The sequence below is a fragment of the Pseudomonas sp. F01002 genome (assembly GCF_004402115.1).
GTDB classification, from domain to species: Bacteria; Pseudomonadota; Gammaproteobacteria; order Pseudomonadales; family Pseudomonadaceae; genus Aquipseudomonas; species Aquipseudomonas frigoris.
In genome coordinates, this window is sequence record NZ_SOPU01000003.1 from 27239 (window position 1) to 41254 (window position 14016).

The 14016-nt window shown below is 56.8% G+C and carries 13 protein-coding genes; 11 read left to right on the plus strand and 2 right to left on the minus strand.

What is annotated here, in order from left to right:
* Positions 1 to 61: 61 nt before the first annotated feature.
* Together E3W21_RS00720 and yaaA are read right to left on the minus strand one after the other, a co-directional pair.
* Entirely contained in the window at positions 62 to 1378 is a 1317-nt protein-coding gene (locus tag E3W21_RS00720) for a nucleotide sugar dehydrogenase (RefSeq protein ID WP_129438286.1), read from the minus strand.
* Between the two features lie 805 nt (positions 1379 to 2183).
* Positions 2184 to 2963: a peroxide stress protein YaaA gene (gene yaaA, locus E3W21_RS00725; RefSeq protein ID WP_134417217.1), complete on the minus strand. Its 780-nt coding sequence runs from the start codon at positions 2961 to 2963 to the stop codon at positions 2184 to 2186.
* 232 nt (positions 2964 to 3195) lie between these two features.
* Here yaaA and E3W21_RS00730 point away from each other — a divergent pair, with 232 nt between their 5' ends.
* From E3W21_RS00730 to cyoD, 11 genes are all read left to right on the plus strand, one after another.
* Positions 3196 to 4320, plus strand: a complete 1125-nt coding sequence (locus E3W21_RS00730; RefSeq protein WP_134417219.1) for a polysaccharide deacetylase family protein — start codon at positions 3196 to 3198, stop codon at positions 4318 to 4320.
* Between the two features lie 337 nt (positions 4321 to 4657).
* A complete protein-coding gene (locus E3W21_RS00735; protein WP_129438280.1) occupies positions 4658 to 6052 on the plus strand; it encodes a PhoH family protein in 1395 nt (464 codons plus the stop codon).
* A 237-nt stretch (positions 6053 to 6289) separates the two neighbouring features.
* On the plus strand, positions 6290 to 6763 hold the full coding sequence (moaC, locus tag E3W21_RS00745; protein WP_129438276.1) for a cyclic pyranopterin monophosphate synthase MoaC: 474 nt from the start codon (positions 6290 to 6292) through the stop codon (positions 6761 to 6763).
* Entirely contained in the window at positions 6760 to 7002 is a 243-nt protein-coding gene (gene moaD / locus E3W21_RS00750; RefSeq protein WP_134417223.1) for a molybdopterin converting factor subunit 1, read from the plus strand. The genes moaC and moaD overlap by 4 nt, the downstream gene beginning before the upstream one ends.
* Positions 7003 to 7005: 3 nt before the next feature.
* Entirely contained in the window at positions 7006 to 7458 is a 453-nt protein-coding gene (gene moaE, locus E3W21_RS00755; RefSeq protein WP_134417225.1) for a molybdopterin synthase catalytic subunit MoaE, read from the plus strand.
* Positions 7459 to 7777: 319 nt separating this feature from the next.
* Positions 7778 to 8554, plus strand: a complete 777-nt coding sequence (locus E3W21_RS00760; protein ID WP_129438269.1) for an ABC transporter substrate-binding protein — start codon at positions 7778 to 7780, stop codon at positions 8552 to 8554.
* Positions 8555 to 8744: 190 nt separating this feature from the next.
* Positions 8745 to 9254 (plus strand): disulfide bond formation protein B, encoded by a 510-nt coding sequence (locus E3W21_RS00765; protein ID WP_129438267.1) that lies wholly within the window; start codon positions 8745 to 8747, stop codon positions 9252 to 9254.
* A gap of 817 nt (positions 9255 to 10071) precedes the next feature.
* Positions 10072 to 11016, plus strand: coding sequence for a ubiquinol oxidase subunit II (gene cyoA, locus E3W21_RS00775; RefSeq protein WP_008147621.1), 945 nt, complete (start codon positions 10072 to 10074; stop codon positions 11014 to 11016).
* A 3-nt stretch (positions 11017 to 11019) separates the two neighbouring features.
* Complete coding sequence (gene cyoB, locus E3W21_RS00780) at positions 11020 to 13050, plus strand: cytochrome o ubiquinol oxidase subunit I (protein ID WP_129438263.1); 2031 nt, start codon at positions 11020 to 11022, stop codon at positions 13048 to 13050.
* 3 nt (positions 13051 to 13053) lie between these two features.
* The gene (locus E3W21_RS00785) at positions 13054 to 13680 is read left to right on the plus strand and encodes a cytochrome o ubiquinol oxidase subunit III (protein WP_008147627.1); all 627 of its coding nucleotides are present in this window, start codon (positions 13054 to 13056) and stop codon (positions 13678 to 13680) included.
* Complete coding sequence (gene cyoD / locus E3W21_RS00790) at positions 13681 to 14016, plus strand: cytochrome o ubiquinol oxidase subunit IV (protein ID WP_033061037.1); 336 nt, start codon at positions 13681 to 13683, stop codon at positions 14014 to 14016.

Below are 14016 nucleotides of genomic sequence, written 5' to 3' on the forward strand. Positions count from 1 at the left end.
AAGCTCAAGTGGACCTGGAAAGATCGCAGCCTCGTTTCACTCGACAGCTCCTACGACCGCATTACCAGCAGATGCCTTCAGTCCGGCCACTCACGCTGGTGGCTTGGGACATGAAACCGACCAGGTCGATCACTTGCTTGCCGTGTGGAGCGTTCTGCGCCAGGGCGCGGAATTTCTCGTCACGGTTGCCGAGGATGATCACGTCTGAGCTGTTGATCACGTCGTCGAAATTGGAGTTGAGCAAGGACGAGACGTGAGGGATCTTCGACTCGATGTAATCCTTGTTCGCACCGTGGACACGGGCGTATTCGACGTTGGTGTCGTAGATGCTCAGGTCGTAGCCCTTGCCGATCAGCATTTCCGCCAGATCAACCAGTGGGCTTTCGCGCAGGTCGTCAGTACCGGCCTTGAAACTCAGACCCAGCAGGGCGACTTTGCGTTTGCCGTGGCTGGTGACGATGTCGAAGGCGTTCTGCACCTGGGACTCGTTACTGCGCATCAGCGAGTTGAGCAGCGGTGCTTCCACATCCAGGGAACCGGCGCGGTAGGTCAGGGCGCGAACGTCCTTCGGCAGGCAGGAACCGCCGAACGCGAAACCAGGGCGCATGTAGTACTGGGACAGGTTCAGCGTCTTGTCCTGGCAGACCACTTCCATCACTTCGCGACCATCGACGCCGACAGCCTTGGCGATGTTGCCGATCTCGTTGGCGAAGGTCACCTTGGTGGCGTGCCACACGTTGCAGGTGTACTTGATCATCTCGGCCACGGCGATGTCCTTGCGGATGATCGGAGCGTCGAGTTCTTCGTACAGCGATTGCAGAACGTCGCCGCTCGCCTTGTCGAACTCGCCGATGACGGTCATTGGCGGCAGGTCGTAATCGGCGATCGCGGTGCTTTCACGCAGGAACTCAGGGTTCACTGCAACGCCGAAGTCGACGCCGGCTTTCTTGCCGGAGCAGTCTTCGAGGATCGGGATCACTACGTTTGCCACAGTGCCTGGCAGTACGGTGCTGCGAACCACGATGGTGTGACGGGTGGTCTTGTCACGCAGGACAAAACCGATCTCGCGGCACACGGCTTCGATGTAGTTCAGTTCCAGGTCGCCGTTCTTCTTGCTCGGCGTGCCGACGCAGATCATCGACAGGTCGGTGTCACGAATCGCCTCGGCGAAGTTGGTCGTGCCGCGCAATTTGCCCGTCTCGATACCCTTCTGCAGAAGCTCGCCCAGACCCGGTTCAACGATCGGCGATTTACCGGCGTTGATCATATCGATTTTGTCTTTGGCAACATCGACGCCAACGACGTCATGGCCCCGTGCAGACAGGCAACCGGCACATACTGCGCCGACGTAACCCAAACCAAATATGCTGATGCGCATCGCAATTACCTCTGTGTTTATCAAGCCATTACATGGCCGGAGTTAATGGTGTTCAGCGGTGGTAGTGCACTCGGAAGTGCGCCTTAAAGGCGCCACAATGCCGCGTGCAGGCATATAAGTTCCGAGTGTCTAAATAAGTTCACTCAAAAGGTGCGCAACTAGGCTTTTATTGTTATGGCGTGCCCTGTTATGCAGCAGATCTTCTAATCAGAAGACATTCGTGCAAAGGTCTTGCGCGCTCAATGCCAGGCGGAAGCCCGTAAATCAAGCGGTTGGGTGCTCAGGTGAGCACGTTTATAGGGGCGCAGCCTTGGCCTCGTAGGGGATACTCAAGATGTTTATCTCCTGTCCTTCATGTGTTGCCCAAATCAGGGACCCGTTCGCGGAAGTTAATGTGACAACTTTGCTACGTGAATCTCTTCTCTGCGTAAGTTATCTCGTACAAGCTCAGAGAGAATGGTTACCGGTGGTATGAGCGACGCATTTGGACATAGTTCCTGTCCACCCATCGCGAATTCTGAAATTTCTTGAAATATTGAAAAAGATGGCACTGCTCTCATATTGATAGCAACACCTGTTTCGCCCTTGATATATAGGGTTATTGTCGGATTAGATAGTTATGTGCCACTACCGATAAAAAATTTCAGTGCCACTACTGAAAAAATTCAACAAAGTCGAGTGAAACTAAAGTTAGGAAATCGAGTGATTGATTTCTGGCGTCAGTAATATGACGAATGAGGCGGGGAATTGTTGGACGATTGGACGTGGCGCACGACCCTTAATGAGGCGTGCGCCAACCAGGTGTTTACTCGGGTGCGTGATCGCGCAGGAACACCAGATTGTCCGGTTTAGACTGCTCGGCGCTGTAGCGATAACCTTGTACGTCGAACTGCTTGAGGGCTTGCGGGTCGTTGATGCGCTCTTCAATGACGAAGCGACTCATCATGCCGCGGGCCTTTTTCGCGTAGAAGCTGATGATCTTGTACTGGCCGTTCTTCAGATCCTTGAATTCGGTATTGATGATGCGCGCGTTCAGGACGTTGCGTTTGACCGCCGAGAAGTACTCGTTGGAGGCCAGGTTCAGCAGCACGTCATCGCCTTGATCGGCCAGGGCTTCGTTCAGCCATTCGCTGATCCGTGTGCCCCAGAAGGCATACAAGTCCTTGCCACGGGCATTCGCCAGTTTGGTGCCCATCTCCAGTCGATACGGCTGCATCAGGTCCAGTGGGCGCAGCAGGCCGTACAGGCCGGACAACATGCGCAAGTGCTGCTGGGCGTAATCGAAATCGGCCTCGCTGAAGGTTTGAGCATTCAACCCGGTGTAGACGTCGCCCTTGAAGGCGAGCAGTGCCTGTTTGGCGTTTTTCGGAGTGAACGCGGGCGTCCAGCTGCCGAAACGCGCGGCGTTGAGCCCGCCGATCTTGTCGGAGACGTGCATCAACTCGCTGATCTGCGCAGGGGCCAGCTCGCGCAATTGCAGGATCAGCTCCTGGGAATGGTCGAGATATTGTGGCTGGGTGAAGCGCTGGGTCGCCGGCAGTGTTTCGTAATCGAGGGTCTTGGCGGGGGAAATCACCATCAGCATGAAGTCGTCTCCTTTAATCGTGGGGGCGATTCTAGGGGGTTGTCCGTGTTCACTCCAGCGATGAGCGTCATAGGTGATCGGTGGTGTCATGGAACAAGATCGCAGCCTCGCTTCGCTCGACAGCTCCTACGGTGCGCGTACATCTGTAGGAGCTGTCGAGCGAAGCGAGGCTGCGATCTTTTGATCTTCCCGCGATATAGTGCCGCGCGGGTTTTGTTATGGAGACATCCCATTGCGTATCGTTTTTCTATTCTCGGCCTGGCTGTTGAGCTTCGGTGCCATGGCGGCGTCGGGCGATGTGGCGACGCTTGATCGCAGCACCTGGCCTGAACAGCTCAACAGCCCGACCCTGTTTGATGTGGCGTCACGGGCCGAGATCCTCATGTTTTCTCGCGTCCTGTTGGCCAGCGAATCCCTGGATGAAGTGAGCCTGGCCCAGCGCCTGGGGTTGCGCACGGTCAATCTGGAGTCGATCAACAACCTGCGCCAGCGCATGTGGCAGCGGCTGCTGACCAACTACAACTACGCCCAGCAGAGCTGCGATCAGGATGCCTCCTTCTGTTTCCTGGTCGAGGACATGGACACCCTGCGCCAGCAAGCCGCCAAGTTTCAGGTCAGCGATGAGAGCTACTACATAAAGTGGGCCGAGCCGAGCCGGCTGTTCCACGCCCAGTACCTGGACGAGCAATTGCGCAAGGCAGCGCTGTTTCCGCAAACCAGCAGCGAAGTCGATCGTTTTGGCGACTATGAGCGCAACGGCGATCAGATGCATGACCGGCTGTTTTTGCTGACCTTCGACAGCGCCGCCAATACCGCGCCGGATAACACCGCCTGGGCCACGGAATACCTGCGCAAGTCGAACATGAACGGCACGTTCTTCGTCCTCGGCAAGGACATCCAGGCCCGTCTGGCCGATCGTTCGGTAGCCAGCCTGCAAGCGACGTACTCGAAGCAGTGCATTGGCGCACAAGGCTGGGAATTTCGCTCCCACAGCCACTGGCAGGACTGGCAGGACTCGGTGCGACGCAGCGTCGAACTGGTCAAAAGCAAACTGCCCGAAAACTACGTGCCATTGTTTCGGCCGCCCGATGGTCAACGTCGGTCTGACGCTGAAGGATTCTTCAAATCCCAAGGCTTGCAGGTGGCGCTGTGGGATATCGATGCCCAGGACGGTGCCGGCAAGCTAAAAGCCAATCGGAGCGCGCAACGGGTGTTGAGTCTGATGCTGTTGTGGCGCCACGGGGTGATCAACTTCAACGTGAAGCAGGATGCGCTGAAAACGGCGATGCCTTGGCTCATCACGCAAACGGCGCAAAGCGGAATCGGCTGGGAAGACTGTCAGGACGCGTTTCGCTGAAAACGGCGAAAGGCCGTAAACATTGGGGGAGGGATGATTTTGGGCGAGAATTCGATGCAGGCGGACTTCTGACTTTAACGGGGTGATGGCAATCCGCCTAGTGCTATTGGTCACTCTGAAAAATAAACTTCAAAAAAACGTCAAAGTACTTTTTTCTGTCACAGGTTTTGGAGTATTACGAAGACAGACCGCCGAAACCTGCAACACAGGTGGCGTCTTCCAAGACCCAGCTATGGATGCAGTTCACTTGAATCCTCGCAGGTGAATTCGGTGGCCACTTCGAGGCGCAGCACTGTCACGGTATTGCGTCGACTGGCTCCCACAAAGGTGACCGAGTATGGATGATCACGGACGTAGTTCTTCCTCCAACCAGCCAATCCTTTATGTACTCGATACCAACGTATTGATTCACGATCCAAACGCCCTGCTTAACTTCGAAGAACACCACGTCGCCATCCCGATGACCGTGCTTGAGGAGCTCGACAAGCTCAAAAGCGGGCATCACAGCGTGGCTGCAGAATGCCGTCAGGCGATTCGCCTGATCGACAAGACCTTGGGCGATGCCAGCCCCGAAGATGTCGAACTCGGTGTGCCGATCCAGCGCGGCAAGAGTGGGCCCAAGGGTTTGCTGTCAATTTTGATGAGCAAACGTGCCGAACCGAACATCATTCTGCCCGAGCACCTGAACGACAACATCATCATCAACCAGTTGATCGACCTGCACGCGCGCGAACCAAAGCTGCCCGTGGTGCTGGTCACCAAAGACATCAACATGCGCCTCAAGGCCCGGGCTTGCGGGATCGCGGCCGAGGACTACAGCACCGACCAACTGGTCGACGACGTGTCGCTGCTGCCCAACGGTTATCACAACATGACCGGCTCCTTCTGGGACCGTGTGAGGAATGTCGACACCCGTCAGGATCACGGCCGCACCTGGCACCAAGTGCAGTTGATCGACAACCTGCCGGCGGTGCACATCAACGAGTTCATCATCGACGAACAGGGTTTTGTCGGCTGGATCAAGGAGATCGAGGAAGACAAGCTGCTGATTCTCGACCTGCATCAGGAACCCCTGTTGCACCAGGAAGCCTGGGGCCTGAAACCGCGTGACATCTATCAAAGCCTGGCGCTGTACGCCTTGCTCGACCCGGATATCCACCTGGTCAACCTGACCGGGGCAGCAGGTTCCGGTAAAACCATCCTCGCACTGGCGGCGGCGATCGAGCAGACCATGGTCAGCAAACGCTATCGCCGGATCATCGCGACCCGTAGCGTGCAGGGTCTGGACCAGGAGATCGGTTTCCTGCCCGGCACCGAAGCGGAAAAAATGGAGCCTTGGCTGGGCGCCATCACCGACAACCTCGAAGCCTTGCACATGGATGACGAAAACACCCATGGCAGTGTCGATTACATCCTCAGCAAAGTGCCGTTGCAGTTCAAATCCCTCAACTACATTCGAGGCCGCAGCTTCCAGCAGAGTCTGATCCTGATCGATGAATGCCAGAACCTCACGCCGCACCAGATGAAAACCATCATCACCCGTGCCGGCGCCGGTTCCAAAGTAGTGTGCCTGGGCAACCTGGCGCAGATCGACACCCCTTACCTGTCCGCGACCAGTTCCGGGCTGACGTACCTGACAGAGCGCTTCAAGGATTTCCCCAACGGTGTGCACATCACCCTGCAAGGGGTGCCACGTTCGATTCTGGCCGAATACGCCGAATCGCATTTGTAAACCCTCACCAAAACCGGGCGGCCTCCAAGGTCGCCCGGTTTTTTATGTCCGACACAAATTAAATGTGGGAGCGGGCTTGCTCGCGAATGCGGTGTGACAGTCAGTATCTATGTCGACTGACACACCGCATTCGCGAGCAAGCCTGCTCCCACATTGGATCGTGGCAATCATGCAATCAAACGTGCGGAATTTTGACCCACAGGTTTACAATCGGTGCTCCTGATCAGGAGTATCCCTGTGCTGACTCATCTCGATTCCCAAGGTCGCGCCAATATGGTCGACGTCACTGAAAAAGCCGTGACGTTCCGTGAAGCAACGGCCCAAGCGCTGGTGCGCATGCTGCCCGAAACCCTGCAGATGATCGTCAGCGGCGGTCACCCCAAGGGTGATGTATTCGCCGTGGCGCGTATCGCCGGCATTCAGGCCGCGAAGAAAACCAGCGATCTGATCCCTCTGTGCCATCCGCTGCTGCTCACCGGCGTCAAGGTCGAACTCAATGCCGAAGGTGACGACACCGTGCGCATCGTCGCGCGCTGCAAATTGTCCGGGCAGACCGGCGTAGAAATGGAAGCCCTGACCGCCGCCAGCGTCGCGGCGCTGACTATCTACGACATGTGCAAAGCCGTGGATCGCGGCATGACTATTGAAAGCGTGCGGCTGCTGGAGAAACTCGGCGGCAAGAGCGGCCATTTCCAGGCGGACCAGCCATGAACCTCACCGTGAAGTTTTTTGCCCGTTACCGTGAAGCGATAGGCGTGGACTCGGTGAAGGTTGAAGGTGACTTCGCCACAGTCGACGATGTGCGCGCGCTCCTGGCCCAGCGTGACGGTGCCGAAGTGTTGAGCGAGCAAAACTTGATGTGCGCCCGCAACGAAGACCTGTGCCAGCTCGATGAGCCGGTGAGCGATGGCGATGAAGTGGCCTTTTTCCCGACCGTGACCGGAGGCTGAGCCATGGCGATTCGCGTGCAATCCACGGCGTTCGATCCGGGTGCTGAAGTCAACGCCATGCATGCAGCCAATGTGGGCGTCGGTGCGGTGGTGAGTTTTGTCGGTTATGTTCGCGACTTCAATGACGGACTCGACGTCGCCGGGATGTTCCTTGAGCACTACCCGGGCATGACCGAAAAAGCCCTGGCCAAGATCGCCATAGAGGCCGAGCAGCGCTGGCCGCTGCTCAAACTTGAAGTGCTGCATCGCATCGGCGCCCTGGAACCGGGGGAGCCGATCGTCTTCGTCGGCGCCGCCGGTGCCCATCGCCAGGCCGCGTTCGATGCCTGCGCCTTTGTCATGGACTACCTGAAAACCCGCGCACCGTTCTGGAAGAAAGAAAACACCCCTGACGGGTCGCGTTGGGTTGAAGGGCGCGACAGTGATCATGCGGCGGCGGATCGCTGGAAGCAGTAGACAGCCAGTTAGTTCTTCATTGACTGTCAGTCCGCCTTCGCGAGCAAGCCCGCTCCCACATTAGATCTCCATCAAACACTAGTTTTGTGTTCGACTCAGAACCAATGTGGGAGCGGGCTTGCTCGCGAAGAGGCCATCCGCATCACCCAATTTCCCACTGATTCACCTCCCGACCATCGGCGGCCACATCTTTAAGGGCCCCGATTGACGAATAATACATAAAAGTCCAGTATGGAATTATAAGTACAAAAAAGCGCTTCTCCGTTTCTGCTCTTTCTTCTGTCTTGCCAAACCAACAACAACCCGCGAGAGAACGAACATGAAGAAATTCCCCCTCATCACCGGTCTGGCTCTGAGCCTGCTGGCGTGCAGCAGCCTGTTCGCCGCCGATAAAACCCTGCGCATCGGCATCGAAGCGGCTTATCCGCCGTTCGCGTCCAAAACCGATAAAGGCGAGATTGTCGGTTTCGACTACGACATCGGCAATGCCCTGTGCGCGCAGATGAAGGTCAAGTGCGTCTGGGTCGAAGGTGAGTTCGACGGTCTGATTCCTTCGCTTAAAGTGAAGAAAATCGACATGGCGCTGTCGTCCATGACCATCAACGAAGACCGCAAGAAGTCGGTGGATTTCACCCACAAGTACTACTTCACCTCATCGCGTCTGGTGATGAAGGACGGAGCGGTCGTGGATGACCAGTACGCCAGCCTCAAGGGCAAGACGGTCGGCGTGCAACGCGCAACCACCACTGACCGTTACGCCTCTGAGGTTTTCGAACCGAAGGGTATCAACGTCAAGCGTTACGGCAACAACGAAGAGATCTACATGGATCTGGCTGCCGGTCGCCTCGATGCCATTTTTGCTGACACCATCCCGCTGAATGACTTCCTGACGATGCCTCGTGGCAAGGGTTATGCCTTTGTCGGACCGGAGCTCAAGGATCCGAAATACGTGGGCGAGGGCGCCGGGATTGCGGTGCGCAAGGGCAACACTGAGTTGGTCTCCGAGCTGAACACGGCCATCGATGGCATTCGCTCCAGTGGCGAATACCAGAAGATTTCAGAGAAGTACTTCAAATCCGATATTTACGGCGACTGATCAATCGCTTGCAGGGGCTTTCTCGTGAAAGCCTCTGCGCGGTTCCGATTCCTGAGAAACGCTTGAAAGTTAATCCCTTCTTAACCGGCTTGCCGTCTATTCCCCGATACCCCGCTGTGCGCGCCGGACTCTCAAAGGTCAGGGCCAGCGTGTAGACTTCGGGGCAATCGATATTTAGAAGGGAAACGCAATGAGCGAGGAAACGATGCGATTGGGCCGTGAACGGCGCTATCTGGTGTTGCTGGGCATCATCTGCCTGGCGCTGATCGGTGGCGCGCTGTACATGCAAATTGTTCTGGGCGAGGCGCCATGCCCGCTGTGCATACTGCAACGTTATGCGTTGCTGCTGATCGCGCTCTTCGCGTTCATCGGCGCGGCCATGCGCACCCGCCGCAGCATCACGGTATTTGAAACCCTGGTGGTGATCTGCGCCCTGGCAGGCGTCGGGGTGGCCGGGCATCACGTCTATACCCAGTTCTATCCGGCGGTCAGCTGCGGCATCGATGTGCTGCAGCCGATTGTCGACGGTTTGCCACTGGCGAAGATCTTCCCGCTGGGCTTCCAGGTCGACGGCTTCTGCTCCACGCCGTACCCGCCGATCCTCGGTCTGTCGCTTGCACAGTGGGCGCTGCTAGCCTTTGTGCTGGTCGTGGTGCTGGTGCCGCTGCTCACTTCACGTAACCGCAAAGCCCTGCGCTGAAGTCATCCGCCGTATCGCTACGTCATACAAAAAAACGCCCCGGCCCTCGTTGAGGGGGCCGGGGCGTTTTGCATTTCAGGGCGCAGGTAAAATGACCTTGATACGTGACAAGTATGGGTGCGGCACGTGTGCGACATGTTGTCACAGCAGGAGTGTCGCAAGGCATTTCAAGGCGCCGAATTGGTACACGGCTACGCAACAAAATTGGCCTTCTTTAGCGTCTGGCGACTTCAGCCCCAAAAATCCGGAACAGGCAGTTTTAACAGGCCTTGGCGAATTGCCGAAGCCCTTGTCACATGGGGGCTTTGGCAGGGTCGAAGGAGGGCGCAGAGCCTTCGATACTGTCTGAACTACCTGAGGTAGACCTACAATTTTTGGTGTTTTTGTTGAGAATGAATTTCGATACCATGGCGCACTTTTGCAAATACCGTTAATGATTGTTGCTGGAATGGATAAAAATTATTTCGGGATGAGACATGGTTTATAAAACGTTACATATCTACAATCGCCCGCACTGAAATCCCGGCACTGCTCATCCCTGAGCAGGAATAGGGCGTCGAGAGGCCGAAGGGCTTCATACGACTCCCAGGTGTCGGTGCCTTCCAATTATCCGCACCAAATGGAATTGGTCTGTAACAAGGCCTTTGACCACGAATTCGAATAAGAACGCAACGCTAGCCCAGGATTTGTCGAACAGCGTCTGACGCGCGACGGGTAGCCACTTATTCAATCCAAGAAAAATGCCAACCCTTGGCAGGGTGAAGTGTTGGCGATCAAAACCCAACTGCATTGCGCAAGCTGCTTTAGAGGTCGTGAGATGAGTAAAAACAGGTACCCCAGACTACTAGGCTTATTGCCGCTGATCGGCACGTTGTTGCTGTCAGGCTGCAACATGACCTTGCTCGATCCCAAGGGCCAGGTCGGCCTGGACGAGCGAAACCTGATCATCACCGCAACGCTGCTGATGCTGTTGGTCGTGGTTCCGGTCATCGTCATGACCTTCCTGTTCGCCTGGAAATACCGCGCGTCCAACACCGACGCTGTCTACACGCCGAAATGGTCGCACTCCACCAAGATCGAAATCGCGGTGTGGGCTGTTCCAGTGCTGATCATCATTGCCCTGGGTTATGTCACCTACAAGTCGACCCACGCGCTGGATCCTTACAAGCCGCTGGAATCCGACGTCAAGCCGATCACCATTGAAGTAGTCGCCCTGGACTGGAAGTGGATGTTCATCTACCCGGAACAAGGCATCGCTACCGTCAACAAGATCGTGTTCCCGGCGCACACACCGATCAACTTCAAGGTGACTTCGGACTCCGTGATGAACTCGTTCTTCATCCCGGCCCTGGGCGGCCAGATCTACGCGATGGCCGGCATGCAGACCAAACTGCACCTGATCGCCAACCAGAACGCTGAAATGGACGGTATCTCCGCCAACTACAGCGGCGCTGGTTTCACCGGCATGAAATTCAAAGCTATCGCCACCTCTCAGGAAGATTTCGACGCCTGGGTCAGCGAAGTCAAAAAGGCACCTAAACAGCTTGAAAAAGCTGAATACGAAGCCCTTTCCAAGCCAAGCCAGAACAACCCAGTCGAGCTCTACTCCTCGGTCACGCCGAACCTGTTCCAGATCATCGTCGACAAGTACGAAGGCATGAATCCGGGCAAGCCGATGCACCACGAGAAGAAAGAGCACGAAATGGCCGCCATGGAAGGGATGGACATGAGTTCGCATTCAGCTGCCGGGGCAGAGGAGTAAACGATGTTTGGTAAATTAAGTTGGGAAGCGGTCCCGTTCCACGAACCGATCGTGATGATAACCATCGCCATGATCGCGCTCGGTGGTCTGGCGCTGTTCGCTGCAATCACCTATTTCAAGAAGTGGACCTATCTGTGGTCCGAGTGGCTGACCTCGGTCGACCACAAGAAAATCGGCGTGATGTACATCATCGTTGCCATGGTCATGCTGCTGCGCGGTTTTGCCGACGCCATGATGATGCGTACCCAGTTGGCCATGGCCACCGAGGGTTCGCCTGGCTACCTGCCGCCTGAACACTATGACCAGATCTTCACCGCTCACGGTGTGATCATGATCATCTTCATGGCGATGCCATTCTTCACCGGCCTGATGAACCTTGCAGTGCCGCTGCAGATCGGCGCGCGTGACGTGGCCTTCCCGTTCCTGAACTCCTTGAGCTTCTGGCTGCTGGTGTCTGGCGTGGTGCTGATCAACCTGTCCCTGGGCGTCGGCGAATTCGCCAAGACCGGTTGGGTTGCCTATCCGCCGCTGTCGGGCCTGCAATACAGCCCTGGCGTGGGGATGGATTACTACATCTGGGCGCTACAGCTATCCGGGTTGGGTACGACGCTGACGGGGGTCAACTTCCTGGCCACCGTGCTGAAAATGCGTACCCCGGGCATGAAGCTGATGGACATGCCGATCTTCACCTGGACCTGCACCTGGGCCAACGTCCTGATCGTGGCCTCGTTCCCGATCCTGACCGCTACCTTGGCACTGCTGACGCTTGACCGTTACATGGATTTCCACATTTTCACCAATGAACTTGGTGGCAATCCGATGATGTACGTCAACCTGTTCTGGGCCTGGGGTCACCCCGAGGTTTACATCCTGATTCTGCCGGCGTTTGGGATCTTCTCCGAAGTCATCTCGACCTTCACCGGCAAGCGTCTGTTCGGCCACCACTCGATGGTCTACGCATCGGGCGCGATCTCGATCCTGGGCTTCATGGTCTGGCTGCACCACTTCTTCACCATGGGTTCGGGTGCCAGCGTCAACGCCTTCTTCGGTCTGGCGACGATGCTGATTTCGATCCCGACGGGGGTGAAGCTATTCAACTGGCTGTTCACCATTTACCAAGGGCGTCTGCGTTTCACCAGCCAGGTTCTGTGGACCCTGGGCTTCATGGTGACCTTCGCCATCGGCGGCATGACCGGCGTACTGCTGGCCATCCCGGGTGCGGACTTCGTCCTGCACAACAGCCTGTTCGTGATCGCTCACTTCCACAACGTGATCATCGGCGGCGCAGTATTCGGCTACATCGCAGGCTTCGGCTTCTACTTCCCTAAAGCGTTCGGCTTCAAGCTGCACGAAGGTTGGGGCAAGGCAGCGTTCTGGTTCTGGATCTCGGGCTTCTTCGTCGCGTTCATGCCGCTCTATGCACTGGGCTTCATGGGCATGACCCGTCGTCTGAACGCCACCACCAACCCTGAGTGGGTGCCGTACCTGTACGTCGCCATGTTCGGTGCGGTGATGATCGCGGCCGGTATCGCCTGCCAGCTGATTCAGCTGTACGTCAGCGTGCGTGATCGCAACAAGCCGGAAAACATGTGCGATCACGGTGACCCGTGGAATGCGCACACGCTGGAATGGTCGACCTCGTCGCCACCACCGTTCTACAACTTTGCCGTGCTGCCAAAAGCGGACACCATCGATCCGTTCACCGAAGCCAAGGAAAACGGTACCGCGTACAAGGCTCCGGCCCGTTACGAACCGATCCACATGCCAAACAACACCGCGACCGGTGTGGTCATGGGTGCTCTGTTGACCGTGTTCGGTTTCGCGATGATCTGGCACATCTGGTGGTTGGCCATCGTTGGCCTGGTTGGCACCGTGGGCTACTTCGTGATCCACGCTGCCCGCGATGATCAGGGCTATATGGTGCCGGTCGACGTGATCGAGCGCATCGAAGCCGAGCAGCACAAGCGTCTGGTAGCGGCCGGGAAAGTTCCAGCCACTGCCACCCGTGTTGAAACCTCGTTGGAACAGGCTTAAACCATGTCGAACTTAGTGACCACTGCTGGACACGCCCATGGCACGGACCATGGGCACGACGACCATCACCACGACTCGGGCGAGATGACCGTATTCGGTTTCTGGCTCTACCTGATGACCGACTGCATTCTGTTTGCGTCGATCTTCGCGGCGTACGCGGTACTGGTTAACAACGTAGCGGGTGGCCCGTCGGGCCACGACATCTTCGAACTGCCATACGTACTGGGCGAAACCGCTCTGCTGCTGTTCAGTTCGATCACCTACGGCTTCGCCATGCTGGCGTTGTTCAAGGGCAAGAAGAACCAGGTCCTGGGCTGGCTGGGCATGACCTTCCTGTTCGGTGCCGGCTTCATCGGCATGGAGATCAACGAGTTCCACATGCTGATCTCCGAAGGCTTCGGCCCGAGCCGCAGCGGCTTCCTGTCCGGGTTCTTCACCCTGGTCGGCACCCACGGTCTGCACGTGACCAGCGGTCTGATCTGGATGGCGATCATGATGTATCAGGTGCAGAAAAACGGCCTGACGGCGACCAACAAGACCCGTCTGAGCTGTCTGAGCCTGTTCTGGCACTTCCTGGACGTGGTGTGGATCTGCGTATTCACCGTTGTTTATCTGATGGGGACTATGTAAATGGCTAACGCTCATTCCCACGATAGCCACGACGCCAGCCACGGCAGCGTCAAGTCTTACGCTATCGGTTTCATTCTGTCGGTGATCCTGACGGTCATTCCTTTCGGCCTGGTGATGTACCCATCGCTGCCGAAAGCCCTGACCCTGTGGATCGTACTGGCCTTCGCAGTGATCCAGGTGCTCGTGCACCTGGTGTACTTCCTCCACCTGGACCGCTCCGCTGCCCAGCGTAACAACGTGATCGCGTTTGTCTTCGCTGCACTGGTAATCGTTCTGTTGGTAGGCCTGTCGCTGTGGATCATGTACAGCATCCACACCAACATGATGGCGCACTGA

What these genes read in the sequence shown, in the direction of transcription:
- cyoA (WP_008147621.1), top strand. Translation starts at nt 10,072, where the DNA reads ATGAGTAAAAACAGGTACCCCAGACTACTAGGCTTATTGCCGCTGATC.
- E3W21_RS00760 (WP_129438269.1), top strand. Translation starts at nt 7,778, where the DNA reads ATGAAGAAATTCCCCCTCATCACCGGTCTGGCTCTGAGCCTGCTGGCG.
- moaD (WP_134417223.1), top strand. Translation starts at nt 6,760, where the DNA reads ATGAACCTCACCGTGAAGTTTTTTGCCCGTTACCGTGAAGCGATAGGC.
- E3W21_RS00720 (WP_129438286.1), bottom strand. Translation starts at nt 1,378, where the DNA reads ATGCGCATCAGCATATTTGGTTTGGGTTACGTCGGCGCAGTATGTGCC.
- moaE (WP_134417225.1), top strand. Translation starts at nt 7,006, where the DNA reads ATGGCGATTCGCGTGCAATCCACGGCGTTCGATCCGGGTGCTGAAGTC.
- E3W21_RS00735 (WP_129438280.1), top strand. Translation starts at nt 4,658, where the DNA reads ATGGATGATCACGGACGTAGTTCTTCCTCCAACCAGCCAATCCTTTAT.
- yaaA (WP_134417217.1), bottom strand. Translation starts at nt 2,963, where the DNA reads ATGCTGATGGTGATTTCCCCCGCCAAGACCCTCGATTACGAAACACTG.
- cyoB (WP_129438263.1), top strand. Translation starts at nt 11,020, where the DNA reads ATGTTTGGTAAATTAAGTTGGGAAGCGGTCCCGTTCCACGAACCGATC.
- cyoD (WP_033061037.1), top strand. Translation starts at nt 13,681, where the DNA reads ATGGCTAACGCTCATTCCCACGATAGCCACGACGCCAGCCACGGCAGC.
- E3W21_RS00765 (WP_129438267.1), top strand. Translation starts at nt 8,745, where the DNA reads ATGAGCGAGGAAACGATGCGATTGGGCCGTGAACGGCGCTATCTGGTG.
- E3W21_RS00785 (WP_008147627.1), top strand. Translation starts at nt 13,054, where the DNA reads ATGTCGAACTTAGTGACCACTGCTGGACACGCCCATGGCACGGACCAT.